The sequence below is a fragment of the Amycolatopsis tolypomycina genome, from assembly GCF_900105945.1.
Lineage (GTDB): Bacteria > Actinomycetota > Actinomycetes > Mycobacteriales > Pseudonocardiaceae > Amycolatopsis > Amycolatopsis tolypomycina.
Genome location: NZ_FNSO01000004.1, coordinates 4,772,623 through 4,795,757 on the forward strand (window position 1 = coordinate 4,772,623; position 23,135 = coordinate 4,795,757).

The 23,135-nt window shown below is 71.0% G+C and carries 20 protein-coding genes; 8 read left to right on the forward strand and 12 right to left on the reverse strand.

Annotated features, from left to right (window positions below):
• Positions 1-128 precede the first annotated feature (128 nt).
• Together BLW76_RS31475 and BLW76_RS31480 are read right to left on the reverse strand one after the other, a co-directional pair.
• Entirely contained in the window at positions 129-2,033 is a 1,905-nt protein-coding gene (locus BLW76_RS31475; protein WP_091314241.1) for a maleylacetate reductase and hydroxyquinol 1,2-dioxygenase domain-containing protein, read from the reverse strand.
• Positions 2,034-2,044: 11 nt separating this feature from the next.
• Positions 2,045-3,814 (reverse strand): FAD-dependent oxidoreductase, encoded by a 1,770-nt coding sequence (locus BLW76_RS31480; protein ID WP_091314243.1) that lies wholly within the window; start codon positions 3,812-3,814, stop codon positions 2,045-2,047.
• Positions 3,815-3,916: 102 nt separating this feature from the next.
• On the opposite strand from BLW76_RS31480, the gene BLW76_RS31485 reads away from it, so the two are divergent.
• Entirely contained in the window at positions 3,917-4,864 is a 948-nt protein-coding gene (locus tag BLW76_RS31485; protein ID WP_091314245.1) for a LysR family transcriptional regulator, read from the forward strand.
• Between the two features lie 160 nt (positions 4,865-5,024).
• A complete protein-coding gene (locus BLW76_RS31490; RefSeq protein ID WP_143060717.1) occupies positions 5,025-5,465 on the forward strand; it encodes a DUF5980 family protein in 441 nt (146 codons plus the stop codon).
• 24 nt (positions 5,466-5,489) lie between these two features.
• On the opposite strand, the gene BLW76_RS50535 is transcribed toward BLW76_RS31490, so the two are convergent.
• On the reverse strand, positions 5,490-5,618 hold the full coding sequence (locus BLW76_RS50535; RefSeq protein ID WP_279627711.1) for a hypothetical protein: 129 nt from the start codon (positions 5,616-5,618) through the stop codon (positions 5,490-5,492).
• A gap of 156 nt (positions 5,619-5,774) precedes the next feature.
• On the opposite strand from BLW76_RS50535, the gene BLW76_RS31495 reads away from it, so the two are divergent.
• Both BLW76_RS31495 and BLW76_RS31500 read left to right on the forward strand, forming a co-directional pair.
• Positions 5,775-7,382, forward strand: a complete 1,608-nt coding sequence (locus BLW76_RS31495) for a purple acid phosphatase family protein (RefSeq protein ID WP_091314249.1) — start codon at positions 5,775-5,777, stop codon at positions 7,380-7,382.
• Between the two features lie 104 nt (positions 7,383-7,486).
• The gene (locus BLW76_RS31500; protein WP_091314252.1) at positions 7,487-7,903 is read left to right on the forward strand and encodes a hypothetical protein; all 417 of its coding nucleotides are present in this window, start codon (positions 7,487-7,489) and stop codon (positions 7,901-7,903) included.
• A 97-nt stretch (positions 7,904-8,000) separates the two neighbouring features.
• Here BLW76_RS31500 and BLW76_RS31505 read toward each other — a convergent pair whose 3' ends face one another.
• Positions 8,001-8,645, reverse strand: coding sequence for a TetR/AcrR family transcriptional regulator (locus BLW76_RS31505; RefSeq protein WP_091314253.1), 645 nt, complete (start codon positions 8,643-8,645; stop codon positions 8,001-8,003).
• 111 nt (positions 8,646-8,756) lie between these two features.
• On the opposite strand from BLW76_RS31505, the gene BLW76_RS31510 reads away from it, so the two are divergent.
• The 3 genes from BLW76_RS31510 to BLW76_RS31520 all read left to right on the forward strand — a co-directional run bounded on the left by BLW76_RS31510 (position 8,757) and on the right by BLW76_RS31520 (position 11,531).
• Entirely contained in the window at positions 8,757-9,536 is a 780-nt protein-coding gene (locus BLW76_RS31510) for a glucose 1-dehydrogenase (protein ID WP_091314256.1), read from the forward strand.
• A complete protein-coding gene (locus BLW76_RS31515) occupies positions 9,533-9,979 on the forward strand; it encodes a nitroreductase/quinone reductase family protein (protein WP_091314257.1) in 447 nt (148 codons plus the stop codon). The genes BLW76_RS31510 and BLW76_RS31515 overlap by 4 nt, the downstream gene beginning before the upstream one ends.
• A 112-nt stretch (positions 9,980-10,091) precedes the next feature.
• Positions 10,092-11,531 (forward strand): serine/threonine-protein kinase, encoded by a 1,440-nt coding sequence (locus tag BLW76_RS31520; protein WP_091314260.1) that lies wholly within the window; start codon positions 10,092-10,094, stop codon positions 11,529-11,531.
• A gap of 29 nt (positions 11,532-11,560) precedes the next feature.
• On the opposite strand, the gene BLW76_RS31525 is transcribed toward BLW76_RS31520, so the two are convergent.
• Entirely contained in the window at positions 11,561-12,739 is a 1,179-nt protein-coding gene (locus BLW76_RS31525; protein WP_091314262.1) for a lipase family protein, read from the reverse strand.
• A 132-nt stretch (positions 12,740-12,871) separates the two neighbouring features.
• Entirely contained in the window at positions 12,872-14,416 is a 1,545-nt protein-coding gene (locus tag BLW76_RS31530; protein WP_091314264.1) for an FAD-dependent oxidoreductase, read from the reverse strand.
• Between the two features lie 67 nt (positions 14,417-14,483).
• Here BLW76_RS31530 and BLW76_RS31535 point away from each other — a divergent pair, with 67 nt between their 5' ends.
• Positions 14,484-14,738, forward strand: coding sequence for an RlpA-like double-psi beta-barrel domain-containing protein (locus BLW76_RS31535; protein ID WP_279627713.1), 255 nt, complete (start codon positions 14,484-14,486; stop codon positions 14,736-14,738).
• 300 nt (positions 14,739-15,038) lie between these two features.
• Here the strand turns inward: BLW76_RS31535 and BLW76_RS31545 are convergent, their stop codons facing one another.
• From BLW76_RS31545 to BLW76_RS31570, 6 genes are all read right to left on the reverse strand, one after another.
• Positions 15,039-16,268 (reverse strand): ISAs1 family transposase, encoded by a 1,230-nt coding sequence (locus BLW76_RS31545; RefSeq protein ID WP_425266032.1) that lies wholly within the window; start codon positions 16,266-16,268, stop codon positions 15,039-15,041.
• Positions 16,269-16,862: 594 nt separating this feature from the next.
• A complete protein-coding gene (locus BLW76_RS31550) occupies positions 16,863-17,765 on the reverse strand; it encodes an SMP-30/gluconolactonase/LRE family protein (protein ID WP_091314269.1) in 903 nt (300 codons plus the stop codon).
• A 60-nt stretch (positions 17,766-17,825) separates the two neighbouring features.
• Positions 17,826-19,187, reverse strand: a complete 1,362-nt coding sequence (locus BLW76_RS50820; RefSeq protein ID WP_091314272.1) for a beta-1,3-glucanase family protein — start codon at positions 19,185-19,187, stop codon at positions 17,826-17,828.
• A 360-nt stretch (positions 19,188-19,547) separates the two neighbouring features.
• Entirely contained in the window at positions 19,548-20,732 is a 1,185-nt protein-coding gene (locus tag BLW76_RS31560) for a serine/threonine-protein kinase (protein ID WP_091314274.1), read from the reverse strand.
• 81 nt (positions 20,733-20,813) lie between these two features.
• Positions 20,814-22,187: a DUF6351 family protein gene (locus BLW76_RS31565; RefSeq protein ID WP_091314276.1), complete on the reverse strand. Its 1,374-nt coding sequence runs from the start codon at positions 22,185-22,187 to the stop codon at positions 20,814-20,816.
• A 12-nt stretch (positions 22,188-22,199) separates the two neighbouring features.
• Positions 22,200-23,123: a poly(ethylene terephthalate) hydrolase family protein gene (locus BLW76_RS31570; protein WP_091314279.1), complete on the reverse strand. Its 924-nt coding sequence runs from the start codon at positions 23,121-23,123 to the stop codon at positions 22,200-22,202.
• Between the last annotated feature and the right edge of the window lie 12 nt (positions 23,124-23,135).

Consider the following 23,135-nt stretch of genomic DNA (forward strand, 5'->3'; position numbering starts at 1 on the left):
CGCCGAAGTGCTCGGGCACGCTGTCGCACTCCTGCTGGACAACCGGTCGATTCGGACAAACGAGTGATCACGACACACGTCGCGATCATTTCCGGCAGAGGCCCGGCAGCCCGTTGCCCCGGCGCCGGTCACCGCCGGGCGATCTGGAACGTGAAATCGAGCCGGCGCCATTCGCCGTCGATGGCTCGGCCGTCGGGTGTCGGGCCGGTTCGGGGGGCGAAGTTCACGATCAGCTCGTCCTTGACGCCGAACACCGCGTCGGAGTCGAGGTACTTGCCGCCCGCGACGAAGAGCTGGGTGATCAGGTGCTGGTGGCCCTCGGCCGCGATCATGAAATGCAGGTGCGGCGCGCGGTAGGGGTGCCGCTCGGTCGCGGCCAGCATCGCGCCGACCGGGCCGTCGGACGGGATGGGGTACTCCGAGGGCAGGATGGACCAGAACCGCAGGCGGCCGTCGCGGTCGGTGCGGAGCCGTCCGCGGAGGACCGGGCCGTCGAGGTCGGGCAGCTGCACGTCGTAGAATCCGTCCTCATTGGACTGCCAGACGTCCACGATCGCCGCCGCCACGGGCTTGTCGTCCGTGTCGGTGATCCGCACGTCCACCCACAGCGGGGTGCCGGGCATCCCCGCGGCGATGTCGGCGCCCTGCTCCACTTCGGGCGGGCCGTCGACGTAGAAAGGGCCGAGCACCGCGGACGGCGTGGTGTCGGGGGTGCGGGAATTGGTCAGGACATCGACGACGCTGGACAGGCCGAGCGTGTCCGACAGCAGCACGAACTCCTGCCGTGTCGTGTCGCAGATCTGGCCGGTGCGGGTCAGGAAATCGATGCCGTGCTGCCATTCGTCCTGGGTCAGGTCGTTGTCGATCGCGAAGGCGTGCAACCGCGGAACCAGGTCCTGCAGCAACGCGCGCAGCCGCGGATCCGGGGTGCCGGCGAACGTCGACACGACCTGGGCGGTGAGCCGGTCCAGCACCGACACGCCGGTGGGCGCGGGACGCTCCCCGGCCCAGGCCCGGCGCAGCAGCCGCGCGATGCCGTCCCGGGTCGGCTCGGCGGGATTCGGGTACGGGGCCGCGGTCGCGAGTCCGGCCGCGCGGTCGAGGTCGGACTCGGCCAGGCCGAGTTCCCGCAGTGACGTCGGCCCGCCGGCCGCGACGACCAGGTCGTACACGGCCGTCGGGGCGTCGGTCGCGCCGAGCGCGTCGGCGATGCGGCGCATCGCGTCGGGTGCCGCGGCGGCGTTGTAGGCCATGACGTGCGGGAGCACGACCGTGTGCATCGGCGCGTGCGGAAGGCCGAAGCTGCCGCCGAGGGTGTGACAGAGCTTGTGGTGCAGGCCCATGCCGACCGCGCCGAGGCAGGTGCCGGCGAGCCAGGCGCCCTGCAGCAGTTCGGTCCGCGCTTCGAGGGTGTCTTCGGCGAGCCCGCGGAGGCCGCGTGCCAGCCGCCTGATGGCGTCGAGCGCCATCCCGTCGATGACGGGGTTGGCGTCGGGCGAGTAGAGCGCCTCCACCGCGTGCGCGAGCGCGTTCACGCCACTGGTCACCGCGATCGGGACGGGAAGTTCCCGGGAAAGCTCGACGTCGTAGATCACGGTCTCCGGCAGGATGTCCGGCGACGAGCGCGTCGTCTTGACCCCGTCCACCGTCTCCCCCAGGACCGGGGTGACCTCCGATCCGGCGTACGTGGTCGGCAGGATCACCTGGTCGACGCCGGTGCGCACGGCGAGCGCCTTGGCCAGCCCGGTCGTCGAACCGCCGCCGACCGCCACCACGCAGTCCGCTCCGGCCTCCCGGAGCAGCGCGACGGCCTGCTCCGTGACCTCGACCGGGGTGTGCATGGCGGCGCCGTCGAAGCGGCCCACGGCGAGCGGGCCGAGGGCCTTTTCGACCCGGTCGCCCGGTTCCGCCAGGTCCGGGCTCGCCAGGACGAGCACCCGGGACCGGCCGAGCCGTTCGACCTCCTCACGGACCTGCTCGAGGGTGCCGGGCCCGAAGACGATGTGGGCGGGCCGAGCCGTGTAGGTGAACATTTCCGGTCTCCTCAGGCGCGGTCGAGCAGGCGGGCGAGTGCCTCGGTGAGCTCTTTTTCCGGATCGGCGGGCAGTTCGCGGGCCCGCCAGCCGACGTGGGCGTCCGGCCGGACGAGCACGCAGCCGGACTCGGTGACCTCGCGCAACCGCGACCAGTCGTCGTAGACGTCGGTGTACTCGCGGCCGGGGCCGATCACGTGCGCGTCGATCTCGATGCCGAGCGACCGGGCGGCGCCGGCGGCCGCCTGCGCCCACGCCTGCCCGGAGATGCCGGTGAGCACGGCGAACCGGCCCTTGCCGGTGATGTCGTGGGTGCTGACGCGGTGTCCGCCGTGGCCGAGCCAGCAGTGCGGCAGGCGCGCCCCCGGCCAGGTGGTCGGGTGGTAGTACAGCTCGGGATCGCGGGTGAACTCCGGCTCGGGCGTGTCGTCGCCGGCCACCGCGCCGGAGACGTACCGCTGGCCGAGTTCGACACCGTGGGCGTTGAACTCGTAGTCCTTCAGCTCCAACGCCTCCCGCAGCGCGGCCCGCTGCGCGGCCGCCTCCGGGGTGTCCTCGGTCCGGGCCCGCATGTTCGCGATCTGCTCGGCCGGGTCGCCGGTCGTGGTGAACCCGAGTGCGTCGAAGATCGGGCCGAACTCCTCGATGGACTTGTTGGCCCGCAACACGATCTGCTTGCCGACCGGGGCGCGTTCGGCGTCGTAGCTGTCGAGCAGCCCCTCCCCCGCCTGGCCGGACAGCACCGCGGCGAGCTTCCAGGCGAGGTTGTAGGAGTCCTGGATGGAGGTGTTGGAGCCCAGTCCGTTCGACGGCGGGTGCCGGTGCACGGCGTCGCCCGCGCAGAACACGCGCCCGGTCCGGTACCGGGTGGCGTACATCTTGTTGTTGCCCCACAACGAGGTGGAGCGGATGGTGACCGGGATCGTGTCGTCGCCGACCAGATCGTGCACGATCTTGGTGGCCATGGCGTCGTCGACCTGCGGGGGCGGCTGGTTGATGTCGTAACCCCAGACGACCAGCCACTCGTCCCACGGCCGGACCATGCGCACCAGGCCCATCCCGATGCCGCCGATGTCCGAGCCCGGCTGCAGCACCCAGTACAGGACGCTCGGCCGGTGCTCGACGTACTTCGTCAGGTCGGCGTGGAAGACGATGTTCATGCTCCCCGCCAGGTCCATCTGTCCTTCGAAGGGCAGCCCGATGTCGCGGGCCACCTGGCTGCGGCCGCCGTCCGCGCCGACGACGTACTTCGCGCGGATCGGGTAGGTCTGGCCGGACAGCCGGTCCCGCACGGTGACGGTGACGCCGTCGTCGTCCTGCTCCAGCGACAGGTACTCGGTGTCGAACCTGATCTTGCTGCCGCGCTCCGCGGCGTGCCCGATCAGGATCGGCTCGAGCAGGGTCTGCGGGAGGTCGCAGTTCTCGGACGGGCTGGCCAGCGTGTAGTCGGCCTTGCGGGCCGGGTGCGTCCCCCAGGTCCGGACCCGGCCGATCTCGTCGCCGGCGAGGCTGGTGCAGAAGACCGTGTCACCCATCAGCCCGGCGGGCGTGCCCTGCGCCTTGACGTCCTCTTCGATGCCCATGTCGCGCAGGATCTCCACCGTGCGCTGGTTGGTGATGTGCGCGCGCGGGGTGTTGGCCGTCCACCGGTACTTGGTGATCACCAGGTGGTCCACGCCGTAGGTGGCGAGGAACAGCGCGGCCGAGGCGCCCGCCGGTCCGCTGCCGATGACCAGGACGTCCGTGGTGACCTGGCCGGGGTTGTCTGGGTTGTCGCTCACGCTGCCTCACCTCTGGGTCCGCTTCGACCGGTGGAACGAGTATGCGAACTCCCCGGCTATACGTCCAATACGAAGTCACCGTCGCTGATATAGCCTCTGAATATGGATTTGCGGGCGCTGGAGTGCTTCCTGGCCGTCGCCGAGGAAGGCTCGGTCAGCCGCGCCGCCGCGGCGCTGCACATGACGCAGCCTCCGCTGAGCGTGCGGCTCCAGACGCTGGAACGCGAACTCGGCGTCCCCCTGCTGATCCGCCACGGCCGCGGCGTCGAGCTGACGGCCGCGGGCCGGGCGCTGGCGGAACGCGCGCGCCGCCTGTTTTCCGAGCTCAACACCACGACCGAGCTGGTGCGCACGATCGGTCTCGGCACCCGGGGACGGCTGACCGTCGCCGTCGGCCACACCGTCTCGCCCCGGCTGCTGCCCCACCTGATCGGCGGCACCATGCTCGAACCCGGCGTCGACCTCGTCCTCACCGAAGACGCCGATGCCGACGTGGTCGAGCGGGTCCACCGCCGCGACGCGCACGCGGGCCTGCTCCACCTCGAACCCGGCGGCCCCGGCCGGCCCCGGCACGCCGCGAGCCGAGCCCGGGCACTGGAAGTCGCGGTGGTGGCCCGCGAGCCCCTCGTCGCGGTGCTCGCCCGGACGCATCCCGCCGCCGGCCGGGACCGCATCGACCTGGCGGAGGTGGGCGGCGAACGGGTGGTGGTCACGGCCGAGGCCGGCGCGGGGCTCGCCGCCCACCTGCGCGCCGCCTGGGCCGACGCCGGACGTGCGGAGGACGCCCGCCGCGATGCGACCTCGGTCATGCACGCACTCGCCCTCGTGGAGGCCGGCGCCGGGGTGACCCTGCTGCCTGCGCAGTACAGCTCGATGCTCTGGCCGGGCTTGGTCGCGCGCCCGCTGCGCCGGCACACGGCCGTCGTCGAAACCGCCGTCTGCTGGCGCCCCGACGAGGACTCACCGGTCCTGCGCCGCTTCCTCCGGACGGCGCTGTCCACCCCCGAACCCGACATGCTGGCACCGGAGCACGCCAGGAGCGACGGCTAGGCGGATGGCCGGCAGGTCGGCAGCTTCTCGACGCGTCGAAGTACACCGCACCGACGATTCTCAGAAAGCTCTGAGATCCCGTCACTAGCGTGCACCGATACGTATTCGCCCCGGTTTCGGGAGGGATTCAGGGAGAGTGACGATTCGGATCGCCAGATCGATGCTCGTCCTCGCCTCGGTGCTCCTCTTGCCCTTGGTCGGCACATCCGTTGCCTCGGCGCAGACCCGGACGTGGCAGCTGGAGCAGTTCGACCGGACCAGCCGGATGTGTGTCCAGCACGGTCCCGACGGGCGTACCCACGGCTCTTACTTCATCTTCGTGGTGAGCGGGACGTGGACCACCGACCTCGCGTTCGGGATGCGCGACCTGCCTCCCGGCTGGACCGCCACCGAGCACTACCTCCCGCCGGGATCCAACCTCCACAACCCTGACGGCTCGATCACCGTCAACGGGTTCGTCGGCGTGCAGGGACCCGCGTCGGTGCCGATGGCGACGTATCGCTCGCACATCTGGGTGTCGGACGGGACCGTGACCGAGACCCTGCCGACCGATATCGTCGTCACCACCGAGTCCTGGGTGGACTGCATGAATCGGCGGTGAATCCCGGCGTGGACGCGACACCGGCTACTGACCGAGGACGTCGGCGACCCACTCGGCGATGTACGTGCTCGTGTGGGACAGGTGGTCGAGTCCGATGTGCTCGGTCGCGCCTTCCTCCGCGGTGAAGATCCGCGCAGTCGTCGATGCCGCCACGCTCCTGCTCGCCGTGGCCGGCCTGCTGAACGAGCCCCACCACCGAGCAGCGGTAAAGTGCCGTTGACCAAGCCTTGAAGGTTCCCGGAGGAGCTGGACGGCTGCCGTTCGCCTCAGTGTCGCGAAGCCGGCACATGCGTGGGCGAGCATCCGCACATGGAAATCCCGAGAGTCGGCGTTCCCGACGCACTGGCTGCCCGCCTCACCATGGCCGAGCAGCACGAGTACCTGTCCCGCCGATCGCTGCTCAAGGGCGCGGCGGCGACCGGCGCCCTGCTCGCCGCCGGCCCGCTGCTGCTGCCCGGCACCGCCTACGCCGATGGCGCGAAGGTGGCGCCCGCCGGCCGTCACCTCGCGTTCGGCCGCAACCCGCGCACCGACATCCGGGTCGCCTGGCAGGTCCCCACCCGCGTGAAGAACCCGTTCCTGCGGGTCGCCGAGCACCACGACCGGCGGGGCATCCAGTGGGGACACCGCATCCCCGCCGAGACCCGGGCACTGCACTCCGAAGTCGCGGGCGTGATCGCGCCGTACGACCAGTACTACCTGCACGCCGAGGCGAACTGCCTCACGCCGGGCCGCACCTACACCTACGCCGTCGGCCACGACGGCTTCGACCCGGCCAAGGGCGACGGCGGTGCCGCGGCGATCTCGACGTTCACCACCGCGCCCGCCCGCGGCTTCCCGGCCGGGAAGTTCACCTTCACCGCGTTCGGCGACCAGGGCGTCTCCACCACCGCGCTGGCCCAGGACGGCGCCGTCGCGAAGCAGAACCCGCGCTTCCACCTGCTCGCGGGCGACATCGCCTACGCCGACCCGAGCGGCGCCGGCCTCCCGCCGGGCACCGTCGCCGACGGCGGCCACGACCTGTTCGACCCGAAGGTCTGGGACGCCTACTACACCCAGATCGAAGGCGTCGCGGCTTCGGTGCCGTGGATGGTCACCACCGGCAACCACGACATGGAGGCGCTGTACTCGCCCGACGGCTACGGCGGCCAGACCGCGCGCTGGGACTTCCCCGGCAGCGGCCCGGCCGAGTGCCCGAGCGTGTACTCGTTCATCTACGGCAACGTCGGCGTGATCTCCCTCGACGCCAACGACGTCTCCCACGAGATCCCCGCGAACCTCGGGTACTCCCGCGGCTCGCAGACGGCGTGGCTCAAGCGGCGCCTGCGGTACCTGCGGCTGCAGCCGGACGTCGACTTCATCGTCGTGTTCTTCCACCACTGCGCCTACTCGACGACCAACCAGCACGCGTCCGAAGGCGGCGTGCGCGAGGAGTGGGTGCCGCTGTTCGACCAGTTCCACGTCGACCTGGTGGTCAACGGGCACAACCACATCTACGAGCGCACCGACGCCCTGCGCGGCGGCCGCATCACCCGCAAGGTCGCCATCGGCGACACGGTCGACCCGGACCGCGACGGCACGGTCTACGCCACCTGCGGCGGTGGCGGCCGGAGTGTCTACAGCTTCCCGGTCCCCGACACCTTCGACGGCGAATTCACCTCCTACCACTGGGTGCAGGGCGGTGGGAAGGAGACCGAGACCGTCGGCTGGTCCCGCGTCCGCTACACCGGCTACTCGTTCCTGGCGATCGACGCCGAGCCGGCCTGGTTCGGGCGGAAGACCACCCTGACCGTGCGCACCCTCCGCAACGACGGCGTCGAAATCGACCGGTTCACCCTGCGCCGCACCGCGGGCCTGCACACCGCAGCGGCGCACTTCGGCACCTCCGGAGTCGGCTCCGACCCCGGCGACGCCTGAGCGGCACGTCCCGGCCCGGCAGGAGCAGCCTGCGAACGATCGGCTGCTCCTGCCGGCGTTCGAGATTTTTTCAACCGATCCAGCCCGGGAGCCGTGTCCCCAGTGTGACGACACTTCTCGCGAAGGACACCCGGCAGGCCGCAGCCGTGCGCTACGCCCTCGCGCTCATCGCCCTCGTGCAGGCCGGGCTCGGGTTCGGCGCGCTGTTCCTGCCCACCGACGCCGGCATGACGGCCATGCCCGGGATGACGCACCCCGTCCAGCCGGCCGGTGTTTCCTGGAACCTCGCGCTGGGCGCCGGGTTGTTGTGCGTAGCCCTGTATCCCCGGCTGGCGAGCGCCTGGCTGCCGTTGTACGGCGGCTTGACGGTCGTGCTCGGCGTCGCCTCGGTGAGCGACCTTCTCCGTGGCCTGTCGATCACCGGCCGGATCTCGACCCACGCGCTGAGCGTCATCGGCCTGGTTCTGCTGCTCGTCGTGTACCGCCGCCGGCAGACTGAGGGCGTCACCGGTCCGCGGTAGCGCAGATCGACAAGACCAGCGAACTCTGGACCATTCCCCGAGCTCGCGGAACACCTGGCGGCGGTGGTCAACGCCGAACTCGACAAGAGCGGAGCGTTCAGTCGTCGGCGGGCACCCCTGATCCGGGCACGGCGTACCGGGCGGCGATGGTGCGGACGGCCTCGTCGACCACCTGAGCGACGCGTTCGGCGCTCACCTCCCAGCCCGGCACCAGGAGTTTCGGCCAGAAGACGTGGTTGGAGATCATGCCCAGGAACTGGGTGGCCACGAGGTCCACGTCCTCGACCCGCACCGTTCCCGCCTCCTGTTCAGCCAGGAGGTAGCTGCGCACGGACTCGAAGTAGGGCATCTTCCCGCGCGAGAACTGCGCATGGGCCAGCTCGGGGAACCGCGGCAGTTCGGCGATCACGATCCTGAACAGGTCGGTCATCCGGGCGCGGCCCAACAGCTCGGCGTACCGACGGCCGATGATGCCGAGCCCGTCGACGACGTTGCCCGCCGGCGGGGGATCCTCCTCGCCGGCGGCCGACCAGGACTCGGTCACGATGGCGTCGAACAACGCGGCCTTGCTCGGGAACTGCTTGAACAGGGTGGCCCGCGAAACGCCCGAGCGCTCCGCGATCCGCGCCAGCGATGTCCGGTCGTAGCCCAACTCGAGGAACAGTGCGGTCGCGGCCGTCACGATCAGCGCGCGCTTCTCCTGGGCGACGCGCTGGTGATACGTCGTCACGGCCCGGCTCATGGACCCAGCATACGAGGTGAGTGGCTTGACTCACCACTGCCACCGACCTAGTGTCGAAATGGTGAGTCGACCGGCTCACCATCGGCCCCCCAGGTACCGAAGGACCATTCGATGCCCCGTTTCGACAACCAGACCGTGCTCGTGACCGGTGGGACCGGCGGCCAGGGCTCGAGCCACGTGCGCGCCTTCCACGCGGCGGGAGCGAACGTGGTGATCGGCGACATCGACGCCGAACGCGGCGCCGCTCTCGCCGACGAGCTCGGGACCCGCGCTCGCTTCGTCCGCCTCGACGTCACCGACGAGCGCTCGTGGTCCGCCGCCGTGCCGGCCGCCGAGAGCGCCTTCGGCGCCCTGAACGTGCTCGTCAACAACGCGGGCGTGCAGAACCCGCCGGCGACGATCGAAAACACGGACCAGGCCACGTGGTCGCGCATCCTCGACATCAACCTCACCGGGACCTTCCTCGGCATCAAGGCCGCGGCGCCCGCTCTGCGCCGCGCGGCAGGAGGAGCCATCGTCAACGTCGCCTCGACCATGGGCCTGGGCGGCACGGCTCACTACGCGCCGTACGTCGCCGGCAAGTGGGCCGTGCGCGGCCTCACCCGAACCGCGGCACTCGAGCTCGGCCGCGACCACATCCGGGTGAACACCATCCACCCCGGCGTGATCTCGACCCCCTTCATCCACGAGCCGGCAGCCGGCGCGGACGCGGCGATCGCCGAGTTCTACTCACCCGAGCCGTTCGCCATCCCCCGGCTCGGGGAGCCGGCCGACGTCAGCCGTCTTCTCCTGTTCCTCACGTCATCGGACGCGTCGTTCATCACGGGGTCGGAGTACGTCATCGACGGCGGGCTCCTGCTCGGCCCCGCCCTGCAGGCCGATGCCGCATGAGCACTCCGGACTCGTCTTCGTCCCACCTGCCCGGCCACATCCGGCAAGCCGTCGAGATCACCCCCGCCGCGGGCACCCGGGAACGGATCATCGACATCACCACGCTGGGGCGCCGCACCGGCCGACCACGCCGCATCGAGATCTTCTTCTACCGAGCCGCGGGCGCCACGTACCTGTGCAGCGGCGCCGGCGGTGCCGCCACCGACTGGCATGCGAACCTTCTCGCCAACCCCGGCTTCACGTTCCACCTCAAGAACGGGATCCGCGCGGACCTGCCCGCGCGGGCCACGCCCGTCACCGACCCAGCCGAACGTCAGGCCGTGCTGGCGGAGATCGTGGCGGATCTCAACCAGCCCCACGACCCCGGCACCATCCGGCCGACCCGGCTCGAAGACTGGGCGGACAGCCGGCTGATGCGCATCAGCTTCCGCCATCGGCCGTAACCGTCCTCGAACGGCACTACCTCGCGATACCCTGCCCACGCGGATCCGGTGTAACGCCCGGACTCGGGACACACGACTTCCCGGTGTCCGGGTGCCTGGTGGAGGGAAACGCGTGAGCTGGCAGTTCGGGCCGTACCGCGTCGAGTCGCTGATCGCCCGCGGTGGCATGGGCGAGGTCCTGCGCGCCTACGACACGCGCCACGACCGCGTCGTCGCGCTGAAGCTGCTCGCGCCGGAGTTCGCCGCCGACCGCGAGTTCCAGGAGCGGTTCCGGCGGGAGGCGCACGCGGTGGCGCGACTGCGCGAGCCGCACGTGATCCCGATCCACGCCTACGGCGAGATCGACGGCCGCCTCTACCTCGACATGCGCCTGGTCGAGGGCGACGACCTCGGCACCCGGCTGGCCGCGGGCGGCGCACTGGCCCCCGCCGAGGCGGTCGACGTCGTCGCGCAGGTCGCCCAGGCCCTCGCCGCCGCGCACGCGGAAGGCCTGGTGCACCGGGACGTCAAGCCGTCGAACGTGCTCGTCGGCGCGACCGGGTTCGCCTACCTCGTGGACTTCGGCATCGCCCGCGCGGCCGGGCCCGGCACGGAACTCACCGCGACCGGCGGTGCCGTCGGCACGCTCGACTACATGGCGCCGGAGCGCTTCACGGACGCGCCCACCGACCACCGCGTCGACGTCTATTCGCTGGCCTGCGTCCTGCACCAGTGCCTGACCGGCAGCAAGCCGTTCGCGGCGACGACGGCCGCGTCGCTGATCGGCGCCCACCTGCACCAGCCGCCGCCCCGGCCGGGCGACCTGCGGCCCGGCCTGCCCGCGGCGTTCGACGCCGTCATCGCGCGGGGCATGGCGAAGGACCCCGCGGCGCGGTTCGGCAGTGTCACGGAACTGGCGGACGCGGCCCGGGCCGCGCTCGGCGGCACGATCCCGGTCCAGGCCACCGCTCCCCCGACGCACCAGGCCACCCGGGTCGCGCCCGTGACCGGAGGAGGGCGGCGGGCGTCGAAGGCACCGTGGCTGGTCGCGGCGGTCGCGCTGCTCGCTCTCGTGGCCGTCGCCGCGTGGTTCACGATCCTGAAGCCCTCGTCGCAGGCCGGGACGACGACGGCCGGCACGACACCGCGCTCGACGTCGTCGACACCACCGCCGTCGCCCACACCACCGGTGACGGCCACGACCACCCAGGTGACCGTCCGGACGTCCGTGGCCACCAGCATCTCCGCCGGCGCCGACCTCGGCCTGGCGACCGCGATGAGCACGCCCGCGTGCGACGGGTCCTTCATCGTGATTTTCGGCTCGGCCGTCACCCCGGCCCGCTACCGCGCCGACGTCCAGCGGTTCCTCGCCGCCCACCCTGGCGCGGCCTACCTCCACGCACCAACCACCGGCTGCGGCTCCCTGCGGCAGCAACTGAACGGCGCCGACATCTACGCCGTCTACAGTGGACCATTCGCGACGAAGGATGCCGCGTGCGCGCGACGCAGCGGCGGCGCCTACGTCAAGCGGCTCAACAACACGACTCCGCCGACCCAGGCGATCACCTGCTGAGCCCGTCCCAGGGACGGAACGGAGGTGCGTTACGCGGCCATCGGGGGAAGATCTTCGATCTCGGGCATCCAGGTGTGCTGCATGACCACGTGGAGGCAGTTGTCCCGTTTCAGGTCACCCCAGTAGTCGTTGTGACTGGCGAAGTCCTTCCACCGCAGCGCGGTCCACAGGGTGAGTTCTTCCTCCGTGAACTTGCAGGACGTCACGTCGATGTCGAGAAGCGGGTCGACGTCGGCGTCCTGGTTGCCGCCCGGGAGATCCGAACCGAACACGTCGGCGGGGATGAACACGTTGGTCCACTTCAGCGTGGGCACTCTCACCCCGCGCTTTCTCAACAGGTAGCGAGGCTCGTAGAGCCGGACGACGTCGAGCGGGCAGCCCATCGTGACCAGCGACCGGATCGATTTCTTGTGCCGTCGGTCCAGGTCCGGTTCCAGATCGAGACACGGATACAGGAAATCGTACGCCACCAGGCACCCGAAACTGTGCGCCACCAGGTGGATACGGCGATTTGCATCCTCCTCGATCACCGCGTCCACCGCGGCGGCCAGCGGCAGCGTCGCGCTCGAGGCGTGCATTTCGTTCTGCGTGTACTCGACCATTTGCCGGAGGAACGGCGCCGCCTGCTCCGCGATCGACTTGAATCTGGCGAGGACGAGCAACGCGACCCCGCCGATGCCGAGTCTCCACGCGCTGCTCAGCGAGGTCGGCAGAATCACCTCGGGCACCACGTCGGCCGCTTGGAGCAGAGCCCAGATCGAGAACAACATCGTGCCGATGAGGAAGGTCAGGGCCACAACGCCCAGCGCGATCTGCAGTTTGGCGCGCCAAGTCTTGGCGGCCTTCCACGCCGTAACACCGTTCCGCCTGCGCTTGACGGCACCGATGACCGGCCAGCCCGCATGGAGCACGTAGGTGAAGTTCAGCCAAACGCGGCGGGCGACGCCGATTTCAGGGCCGATCGGATCGAGGTTGGTCCGGTATTCGACCGTGTGGATGTCGACAACGGGTATGGGATTGGCCGTGTCGGTGCGGACGATGCGGCGTCCGTCGAGGAGATCCGTGGACGGGCTGCCGATCTTCTCGATGGTGTAAGTGCCCTTCCGGAGGTTGGCCTTGTAGGCCAGGAGTTCGGCTATCCGGGCACTGGAATTCTCCTCCGAGGTGGCGAGTCCCGGCAGGAAGAGGATGACAGGGTGCTGTGACATGGCGACTCCAGCTGTGGTGCCTAGTGCCCTGATGTCGCATTTGCCCGAACCCCCGTTACAGGGAGCTACCCGAACCTGAATCCGTTTCTCGAATGAAATGCTTTCGCGATTCGACCTGCAGCGAGATGGCGGTCACGAGACGCCGCCCCCGGTGGCGAGCCCCACCTCGGGCGTTCCGCCGGCGCCGGTCAGGCCCGCGTAGCGGTGCGCGAGTCCGCCGGGAAGCAGGTACTCGGCCAACAGATTGCCGGCGCGGCGGGACGGTAGCCCCATGTCGTGCATGAGCTCGTCCGCGCAGTGGATGTCGTACGGGCCGAAGTCGTAGCCACCGGAGCCTGGAAGCACCCGCTCCTGCCAGGCCAGGCGAGCGTCGATGCCCTGCCGCATCTCCTGCTCACTCGGCGCTGTGCGCAACGCCGACCGGAAGTGCCGGGCCAGCCAGTGCGCGGTGAGTTCCATGCCCATGATGTTGTTGAAGACCTGCCGGAAGCCGACGAATCCCAGCCGGTCGGTGCCGGGTGGGACGATGCCCCGATACAGGCGTATCCGCCCGGCGGGATCGTGCACCTGCACTTCCGGATCCAGGAACGGGAAGATCTTGTGGTGGCCGGTGGCGAACACGATGACGTCCGCCGGCACTTCCTCGCCGGTCGCCAGGCGCAGCCCCTTGTCCGTGTACGCCTCGACCGCGCTGACCTTGGCGGCGATCACGCCGCGGCGGACGGCCCGTGCGTAGCCGCGGGGCATCACTCCGGCGTGTGCCAGGTGGAAGGGAAGTGGGTGCGCGGGCCGGAGCTCCTTCGGCAGCCGGTGCAGCCCTGTGGAAATCAGCATGTCGCGGGCGATGAGCCGCCACAGGGCTCGCTTGACCCGGTCGTTGACGCGGTCGATCGGGCGGACGCAGGCCGGGTCGTGGTACCGGGGCAGCAGCGCCTCCCCGAACCGGGTGAACAGGATCCACTTGTAACCGACCAGCCCGAGCAGGAGCCGTTCGGGGACCATCCAGTTCACCTTGCGCTGCACGATCGTGGCCGAGGCCGCCTCGCGCCCGGCGCGGGTGACCAGGTCGAGCGCGGACTTGCCGCCGCCCACGACAACCACCCGGCGGCCGGCGAACGTGCCGGCCCGCACCTCGTTGGAGTGCAGCACGGTTCCGCCGAACAACGCACGTCCGGGCAGGTCGGGCAGCCGGGCGTGGTGATGGGCCCCGCTGGCGACCACGACGTAGTCGAACGTTTCGCGACGAACCTGCGCCGCCTCGTCCCCGGCGGCCCGGGAGCCGACCGACCAGCCGGCGGCGCCCACCCGGCCGGGCCCGTCCACCGGCCGGACGGAGATCACCTCGGTGCCCGGCCGGAGGCGATCCAGCACGCCGAACTTCCCGGCGTAGTCCTCCAGATAGCGCTGGGTGTCCACGGCGCCGGCGAAGTGCAGGCGGTTGGGCAGGTCCGCGAACTCGAAGATGCGAAGTGCGGACTGGTTGGCCAGCCCGTCGTAGCAGCCACCCGGTGCCCAGATTCCGCCGACCCGCTGGTACTTGTCGAAGACCGTGACGTCGAAACCGTGTTCCAGCAACACCTTGGCGGTGACGATTCCCCCTGGTCCCGCGCCGACAACACACGCTCGCACAGGCTGCCACTCCCCCGGGATCATCGGCACATCCGGCCCACCCATCATCCCGGCCGCGGCCCCCTGCGCCAACCCACCGTGCTCACGACGATTTCAGGAGTCGCCCACAGAAATTGTGGCCGATTTCGTACTGGCCACTTTTTCTCCCATTGTCAACGTTGACAACCGATCTTGTCCGGACAACGACCCGCTGTGCCGGGGCGTGTCGATCCGGGTGTCCCACAACGGCCGGACCCTCACCGTGCCCGTGGTCGACAAGTGCCCGAGCTGCGACAGCGCACACATCGACCTCAGCCAGCCGGCGTTCGCCCAGCTGGCCGACACCAACCTGGGCAACATCCCGGTGACCTGGTCGTTCGTGCGCTCGTGACCCCGCGCCCGCCTCAGCAGCAAGTGGTATGAACCAGTTCAGGAAGATCCTGTCCTCGCGGCCGTGGTCGTGGCCGCGCTCGGCGGCCCGGCAGGCGCGGTCTCGGGCCAGGACTTCCACTGCGTCGTCGGCGACTGCGCCGTGTACGCCGACCACTGCGTCACCGGTGAACAGCCCGCGAGCCTGGCCGAGTTCAACTTCGACACTCAGCTACGGCAACGCGTTCTCCCTGCCGATCACGATCGAGCCGGTGAACGCGACGGTGCCCCCCCAGGGGCCCGGCAAAGTTGTTTGTGCTGGTCATGTGGGGATTCCGTAGAGGGTGAGGGGCCGGGTGGCGTGGCGGGCTGTGTGGCGTAGGGCGGCTGCGATGTTGGTGCGGCCTGCTGCGCGGTGGGCGCTGATGGCGAGGTTGCGGAGGGTGGCCATGGCGCGGGGTGCGGTGCCGGTGCGGACGCGGGAGGCGTCTTCGCCGTAGGTGGTGTCGCGGACCCAGTGCAGCCGGTTCTCGATGCTCCAGTGCCCGCGCAGGAGAGTGGCGATGGTGGCGGGGCCGGCTTGGTCGGGGGTGAGGGGGGTGATGCCGTAAACGGTGTGATTTTCCCGTTTTCCGCTCACGCGGTCGGTGCGGTAGCGGGTGGTCTGGAAGACCTGTGCGGCGTGCGGGAAGTCGAGGTCGTCGGGGGCGGGCAGGACTTCGGTGGTGCGTTGTTCGAGGCGTCCGTGCCCGATTCCGGTGCTGGTGTGGCGGGTGGCCTGGGGCCAGGGCAACGCCTGCAGCCGGGCGTGGAGGCGGTGCTGGTTTTCCTTGACGGTGAACACATAGTGCGCGTCGCGGTGGGTGAGGTAGCGGGCCAGGCCGCGGGTGGTGTGCAGTGCGTCGGCGGTGACCACGACGCCGGTGAGGTCGATGCCGTCGAGCAGGGGCTGCATCCAGGTGATCTCGCTTGTTCCCCTGGCCACGTTCTGCTGGGCCAGCACGATCGCGTCCTGGTGGGTCAGTGCGGAGAGCAGATGGACCCCCGCTCCGCCGGTGCGGGCGAAGGTGCCGCGCAGTGATTTGCCGTCCACCGCGATCGCTGTTGGCGTGCGTTCCGATGGGCTGCCTGCGGTGGTGGTCGCGGTAATCCAGGCGCTGATCGCGGTGTCGAGGTCGTCGCCGTCGATGCTGGAGAGCACCCGTCGCACGGTGGCCTCGCCCGGGGCGACGTGCCGGTCACGGCAGGGGTCGAACCGGGTGCCCAGCCGGGCCAGCACACGCTGTGGTGCATCCGCGGCCCACTCGCCGATTGCGGTGAACGACTGGGCTCCCGCGGCGACCGCGGCGGCGGCCAGCGTCAGGATCGATTCCAGTGAATGCCGTATCCCGCGCCGCTTCCGTGGATCAGGCACCAGGACGAGATATTCCCGCAGGTCAGCGACCTGGTCAAGGTCAGCGGCGGTGGCCAGCTGAGCCACCGCGGCAGGAATGGGAGAAGATGCAACAGCAGGCACGGCTCTCTCACAGATCATGGGCTTCGACAACCACATGATCACCACCGAGAGCCGTGCCTGCCTGCAACGACACGACTTTGCCGGAACCCTGCCCAGGGAGGGCAGGGTTCCGGCAAAGTTGTCCGAGCAGCCGCGCTGCTGGGCTCAGCCGGGCGTGGCAGCGGGTTCGAACGTCATGAAAGTGTCTTTCATGACGTCTGGCGCAGTGAACGAGTCGTTCACTGCATCGGCGACAGCTCCACCGGCCTTCGGCCACCCGGTGAAGGGTCACTCAGCGATCGACTTTGCCGGAACCCTGCCCCCCCCCCCCCCCCCCCCCCCCCCCCCCGGGTCCGGCGTCGTGCGGCACGACGGGCTGCCCGGAGGCGTACGCCTGGTCCAAACAGGACATCGAGCCGGGCAACCAGACGATGTACCAATGCGCCTCCTGCACGGCTTCACGATCGCCTTCCACGGCTAGCCCTGGCATCAGGATTTGAGATCGGAGCCCGTGACGTACCAGGCTCCGGCGTGTTCCTCGACCTTGAGGCTGAGGCTGAACGAGCCGGTGTCGCCGGTGGCACCGATGAGTTCGAGCCTCTTCGGCCACCTCAGGATGTACGCCGCCGGAAACCGGCGGTTCTCGAGGCGTCAGGGCAGGCCCGCGTGCGGGACCTCCACCCGGACCGCGAGCAGCTGAGCCTCCCGGACCGGACGGCGTTCGTGCTCGGCGAACGACGGTGCCGCGCAGAGGAACAGCGTCCGTCCGTCGTCGCCGCCCAGCATGCAGGCGAAGACTCCGGTTCCGGCGTTGATCTCGTCGAGGATCCGGCCGCCCTCCTCGACCCGGAGGACACGGTTGTGGAGGGCGTCGGCCACCCAGATCGCGCCTTCGGCGTCGGCGCAGATGCCGTCGGGCGCCACCTCGAGGCGCTGCAGCACCTCGCCGACGTCGTCGGTCCGCGGGGTTTGCCCGAACTGGGCCCACACACGCCGCCCGCTCAGCTCGCCGTCGCCGCCGATGTCGAACGCGGTCAGCCGGCCGGCGAAGGTCTCGGCGACCACCAGCACCCCGCCGGGCATGATCACCATGCCGTTGGGGAACCCGAGGTCCTCGGCGGCGACGGCCACGCTCCCGTCCGCGTCGACGCGGGTGAGCGTGGTGTACCGCACCGGAGCGCCACCCATGAGGTCGAAGCCGAAGTTGCCCACCCACGCGCGCCCGTGGTCGTCGACGACCATGTCGTTGAGCACCCCGGACACCACCCCGGACAGGTCGGCGTGCTCGGCCAGCCGCCCCGCCTCGTCGCGCACGAGGACGCGGTGGTCGCGCATCGACACGACGAGCAGGCGCCCGTCGGGCCGGAACCCGAGACCCGACGGCTGGCCGGGGACCTCGGCGACGACCTCACGGCCACCACGCTCGTCGACGGCGACGACCGTCCCGGTGTAGAAGTCCGACACCCACAACCGGCCGTCGTGCCACCTCGGGCACTCGAGGAAGGAGAAGCCGTCGAGGACGACGGCCGGCTGCCTGGACGCGGACTGCCCCATCGCGGTTCTCCTCGTGTCCTCGTCGGTGGTCAGGTGCATCTTCCGGCAACCGAGCCGCCGTCACCAGCCGACGGCGACCACCAGCCACTGCGGGTCTCCGTGCGAGACGAACGTGGACTGAGCGGCCACGTCGTCGTACGGGAAACCGTAGGCGAGGCGGTTGATGCCGTGATCGTGCCAGAACTTCGCGTAGTAGTTCGCCGGCGCCGCCTGGTAGTACCGCGACGGGTCCTGCCACTGCGACTGCGGCAGGTGGGCCGTGTGCCGGTTCAGCGCCGCGCACATGTCGGGATTGCCGGCCAGCGATCCGGCGCAGCCGGTGATGTTCGACGTCGGCTCGTTGACCCCCACCGACTGGGCGTAGGAGGTGAAGTAGTTCGCGTACCTGCCGCCGGTGCGGAAGTCCGGAGCGCTGCCCGGAGCCGGGATCCGGTACGGCGCGTTCACCGTCGCCAGCCCCTTGAACTCGGCAGGCACCTCGGCCTGGAACCGGGCGAACGTGGCCGAGCGGTCCTCCTGGAACAGCTCGTAGGCGTCGCCGACCTGCACGTCGTAGCCGTCGTGCGCGTGCAGCCGCATGGCCAGCTTCAGCGCGAACGCGTCCACCCGGGTGGTGTTGCCGTTGAACACGTCCGGGCCGACGGTGAACTCGATGAAGTCGGCGTACTGGCCGTTCGGGGTGCCCAGGTAGAAGTACATCCGCCCGGCCGAGTTGGCCGGCATGTCGAGGTAGGGCTGCTCGGCGATCGAGTGGGTCTGCCCGCCGAAGTTCCAGTACACCTGGCTGTCCGGGTACTTGCCGTTCGTGCGGTTGAGCACCTTGACCGTGAGCACGTTCCGCGCGGCGGGGATGCTGCCGGTGTCGCCCCAGAACGAGTCGGGCGGAACGCCGGTCCCGGGCTGCGTGGTCCCGCCGCCGGTGCCGATGACCTGGAACTCCCACAGCGAGACGCCGTAGGGCGTGGCCCGCGCGGTCGTGGACAACCGCACGTACCGCCCGGAACCGGTCACGTTCAGGGTCTGCGTGCCGCCGGTTCCCGCGGTCGTCTGGTACACAGTGGACCAGCTGGATCCGTTGTCGGACAGCTGGATCTGGTAGGCCGCCGCGTAGGCGGCTTCCCAGCGGAGCACGACCTGGCTGACGGTCGCCGCGCCGCCGAGGTCGACCTGGATCCACTGTGGATCGCTGAACTGCGACGACCACCGGGTGCCGGTGTTGCCGTCCACCGCGGCGGACGCGGGAGTGCCGGCGTTTTCCACCGACGAGGCGGTGGCGGCTTTCCCTTGGGAGATCACCGTGTCGGCGGCGCTCGCCGAAGGGACGGCGAAGCCGAGCGCGGCGACGGCGAGGGCCGCCGCCAGCGTGGTCAAGCGGGCACCGGGTCCGCGGCGACGGCGCCGCGGCGAGGCGTTCGTGAACATGGTTCCTCCCTGGCCGGGAACGGGCGGACCCGCCGCCGGTCGGCGACGGCGTGATCCGGCTCGTCCTGAGCGCCGGGCGGATGCCCTCGCGGGCCGGCGGGAACGATCGAAGAAAAGGTTCATACCATCACCCCCGGCCTGTCAACCCTTGACAGGCCGGAGCGGGACAGCGATTCTCGGCACCGGTTCCATCTCGAGCCTCTGCGTGGCGCCGCCACCCGCTCAGGGGCCGGCTCACCAGGAGTCAGCCAGGCGAAGCGACGTGCACCGTCGGCGTGGGCGCGCCGAGGACCGCGCCCTGCAGCGCGGGCAAGGGGCCGGTGTGCCGCGCCGACCTCGTCCCGCAGCCCTGCCGGGCGGTCACGGTTTCCCCGGCGTCCCTCCCGGCCCCGCGGCCTTCGCGCCGTCCGGGCGTGGACGGCCGCGATCGGACAGCACCGGATCACCGTCCGGCTTCGGCGGGCGGGCCTTCGGGTGCGCGGCGTCCACGACGTCCACCGTCACTGGCTTCGCGGCGCGCGACGAGGCCACCACCACGGTCGACGCCGGGGGTAGGGTGACCGGGGACGGAACCACGACCGAGCCGGTGGGCGGTGCGGCCGCGGGCAGTGGCCCCGGCGTGGTCGTGGGCTCGGCCGGCCTGGTGAGCACCCCCGCGAGCACAGCCGCCGCGGCCACGGTCACCAGGCCCCCGGCCGCGGCCACCGCACGCCGCCGGGCCGGCGCCGGAGCGACGAGTGGCACCGCGGTGACCAGAGGCCTGCTGCGCAGCAGCTGCGGTATTTCCTCGGCGCTCGGCCGTTCCCCGGGCTCGCGGGCCGTCATCCGGGTCAGCGCGTGCGCGAGCGGGTCGGGTGTGGCGGCGGGAATGCGCGGCGCGCGGTGCAGCCGGGCCGTCGCCGACTCCGCCAAGGTGCCGGGGAACTCGAGCTGGGCGGTCAGGCACTCCAGCAGGATCAGGCCGAGGGCGTAGATGTCGGCCGGCGGCCCGGCCGGCTCCCCCAGGATCTGCTCCGGCGCCAGGTACGCGGCCGTGCCGGTGACCAGGCCGGTGCCGGTGATCCGGGTGGCGTCCAGCGCGTGCGCGATGCCGAAATCGGTGATCAGCGGACCGTCGGGACCGAGCAGGACGTTCGCCGGCTTCAGGTCGCGGTGCACGATGTGCCGGGCGTGGACGTGGGCCAGCGCGTCCGCCAACCGCACCGCCAGCTCGCCGACCTCGTCCGCGGCCATGGGCCCGGCGCACAACCGCTCGGCGAGGTTCTCCCCGTCGACCAGCTGCATCACCAGGTACGGCCGGTCGCCCTCGGTGCCGCTGTCGAACACCGCGACGACCCCGCGGTGCTGGACGCTGGCCAGCAGCGTCTTCTCCCGCGCCCGGCGCAGCTGCTCCACGGCAACGACGTGGCTGTCGTAGACCTTGACGGCCACCTCGCGCCCCAGCTCCCGGTCGACGGCCCGGTGGACCCGGGCGGTGGCTCCCCGGCCGATCAGTGCCCCGACCTCGTACCGCCCGCCGATCACGTCCGGCAGCTCGTTCGTCATCGGCAGGCCTCCATCCAGTCGGCTACCCCTGCGGTACCCGCTGCGGAAGACCGCGCAAACGTGACTTCGGGGGGCCGGGCTTCATCGCCGCACTTCGACCGGGTACCGCCGGTTGAACTGCGGCGGCGAGTAGCTCACGTACCGGCCCGGGCTGCCGTCCGCGGCCGTCGCCAGGTGGTTCAGCGTGGCCGGTGCGGTGTCCGGCCAGTGCCCGGTCCGCAGGCGGGTCAGCATCCGGTCGATGGCGGCCTGCTGTTCGCCGGTGGTGTAGGTGCAGTGCCCGGCCGTCTGGACGTACGTCTGCCGGAGGAGGGACGCGTTGCCCGCCTCGCGCACCAGGGCACCGTAGGACTGCTGCTGGGCCACCGTCGAGATCTGGTCGCCGGTGCCGTTGACCGTCAGGACCGGGATCCGCAGCTCGCCGGTGAACACGATGCCGCGCTCCAGGTACGCCACCGCAGCCGGGTCGGCGGCCACCCGCGGCTCGGCTGCGAGACGGGCCAAGTCGGCGCGCAGGTCGAGGCCCGCGCGGGAGTACAGCCGGTGCACCGCGTTCCGCTGCTCCGGTGCCGCCGAGGCCAGCTGGCGCGCGTAGTCGACGCCCGTGTTCCAGGACGGGTTCCCGCCCGCCAGCTGCTCGATCGTCCGCCTGCTGCCGACCGCCTGCCCGAGGTACGGCAGCGGGCCGCCGGCCAGCGCCAGGAACATCCCCTGCTCGACGCCGTCGGCGTCCCGGGCGTCCGGCACCGGGGTCGGCGTGCCGTCGGCGGCCAGGCCCCAGCCCGGCACCTGCCCGATCGCCGCCGCCAGCGCGATGCGGGCCTTCCCGGCGGCGGTCACCTGGGCTTCACTCATCGCCGCGAGCCACTGCTGCCGGGTTCCCGGGACGTCGGCCGGGATGCCGGTCACCGGCAGGGCCGAGTCGCGGAACAGCAGCGTCTTCAGCGTGAACACCGTGTCGAGCTTCTGGTTCCACTGCCCCACCGCACCGCCGAGCCCGCCGCACATCGGAACCGCCGCGGCGAACCGGCCGGGGTACACCTGCGCGACGCCGGCGGCGACCATGCCACCCATCGAGCGGCCCTCGGCGATCGCGTACCGGGCGCGGCCGAACGCGCTTTCGAAGCGGCCGAGCGCCTCCGCCTGGTTGTCGATGGCGCGCGCGATGTTCCAGCTGCTGATCGTGCGCGTGGTGCCACCGACCGCGTACCCGCGTTCCAGCAGGCTCGCGGTGAGCGGGCTCGCCAGGCCGCCGGCGGCGAAGTCGAGGTCCACCAGCACGGCGCCGTTCCACCGGCTCGGTTTGGCGAAGGTGTACGGCGTCCCGTCGGTCAGCTGCCCGTCGGTGCACCGGGCGATCACCGGGCACGACGAATCCGCCGCGTGGGCGGCCGCGGGCGTCCCCGCCGCCAGCACGATGACCGCGGCCAGGCCGCTCCAGAACCTGCTTCGCATGCCTTGCTCCTGTCAGAAGTTCTTGCTGGTGACGGTCCAGCCCGGGGTGGCGCACAGGCCGCAGCCCGCGCCGAGGAAGGAGCCGCGCGCGGTGCGGTTGCCGTTGAGGGTGAAGTCGAACCAGTCGACGAGCACCCGGACGGCTTCCTCGCGGACGCTCGGGTCGGGATTGCCATCCCGCTGGCCGTAGACGAAACCGGTGTGGCCCGCGGCCGGGTTGGTCGCGCGGACCGCCGGCACGGTGACGAGGTCGTAGTTGGCCCCGCTGTTCTCGTAGGCGACGTCGGCCGGGCCGCCGTCGACGAACAGCACCGGCGTGTGCAGCTTCCGCAGGTTCTCCCGGCCGTAGCCGAGGGTGCCGTCGGCGAAGAAGCCGCTGTCGAGGGACAGCACCGACTTGACGCGCGGGTCCGCCCCGGCGACCAGGGCTTCGATGCCGCCGCACGAGTGGCCGGTGACGCCGATCCGCCGGGTGTCGAGCCGGTGGCGCAGGTCGCTGCCGGGCCGGCCGTTCTCCCGCTCGGCCCAGGTGATCGCGTCGGTGATCACCGCCGGTACCGGGCTGCCGTTCTCCGTCAGCGCGGGCTCGTCGAACCCGCCGACGGCCACGACGACGAACCCGTGTGCGGCGAGCAGCGTCTCGACGGTCAGCAGCTCGTCGTTGCTCGTGTGGCGGCAGGCGCCGTTGCCGAACACCACGACCGGCAGGCGGCCGGGCACCCGGTCGAGGTCCGCGGGCCGGTAGACGGTGTACTCGGCGGCGTAGTCCCCCGTCCTGGCCGCGGCTTCGCGGACCACCGGGTGGAACACCGCCGACGCGGGCGGCGCGGGCGAGGCCGCGACCTCCGCCTCGGGAGCCCCGGGGACGAGGACCGCCGCCGTCGCCGCGACCAGAGCCGTCGCGGCGGCGACGAGAGCAGGCTTGAGCAAGGCCATCGGAAGTCCTTT

Bases quoted from the DNA above. Each gene is read 5' to 3' on its own strand.
- BLW76_RS31475 (WP_091314241.1), bottom strand. From the start codon at position 2,033: ATGTTCACCTACACGGCTCGGCCCGCCCACATCGTCTTCGGGCCCGGC.
- BLW76_RS31485 (WP_091314245.1), top strand. From the start codon at position 3,917: ATGGATTTGCGGGCGCTGGAGTGCTTCCTGGCCGTCGCCGAGGAAGGC.
- BLW76_RS31490 (WP_143060717.1), top strand. From the start codon at position 5,025: ATGCTCGTCCTCGCCTCGGTGCTCCTCTTGCCCTTGGTCGGCACATCC.
- BLW76_RS31495 (WP_091314249.1), top strand. From the start codon at position 5,775: ATGGAAATCCCGAGAGTCGGCGTTCCCGACGCACTGGCTGCCCGCCTC.
- BLW76_RS31505 (WP_091314253.1), bottom strand. From the start codon at position 8,645: ATGAGCCGGGCCGTGACGACGTATCACCAGCGCGTCGCCCAGGAGAAG.
- BLW76_RS31510 (WP_091314256.1), top strand. From the start codon at position 8,757: ATGCCCCGTTTCGACAACCAGACCGTGCTCGTGACCGGTGGGACCGGC.
- BLW76_RS31515 (WP_091314257.1), top strand. From the start codon at position 9,533: ATGAGCACTCCGGACTCGTCTTCGTCCCACCTGCCCGGCCACATCCGG.
- BLW76_RS31525 (WP_091314262.1), bottom strand. From the start codon at position 12,739: ATGTCACAGCACCCTGTCATCCTCTTCCTGCCGGGACTCGCCACCTCG.
- BLW76_RS31530 (WP_091314264.1), bottom strand. From the start codon at position 14,416: ATGATGGGTGGGCCGGATGTGCCGATGATCCCGGGGGAGTGGCAGCCT.
- BLW76_RS31545 (WP_425266032.1), bottom strand. From the start codon at position 16,268: ATGTGGTTGTCGAAGCCCATGATCTGTGAGAGAGCCGTGCCTGCTGTT.
- BLW76_RS31550 (WP_091314269.1), bottom strand. From the start codon at position 17,765: ATGGGGCAGTCCGCGTCCAGGCAGCCGGCCGTCGTCCTCGACGGCTTC.
- BLW76_RS50820 (WP_091314272.1), bottom strand. From the start codon at position 19,187: ATGTTCACGAACGCCTCGCCGCGGCGCCGTCGCCGCGGACCCGGTGCC.
- BLW76_RS31560 (WP_091314274.1), bottom strand. From the start codon at position 20,732: ATGACGAACGAGCTGCCGGACGTGATCGGCGGGCGGTACGAGGTCGGG.
- BLW76_RS31565 (WP_091314276.1), bottom strand. From the start codon at position 22,187: ATGCGAAGCAGGTTCTGGAGCGGCCTGGCCGCGGTCATCGTGCTGGCG.
- BLW76_RS31570 (WP_091314279.1), bottom strand. From the start codon at position 23,123: ATGGCCTTGCTCAAGCCTGCTCTCGTCGCCGCCGCGACGGCTCTGGTC.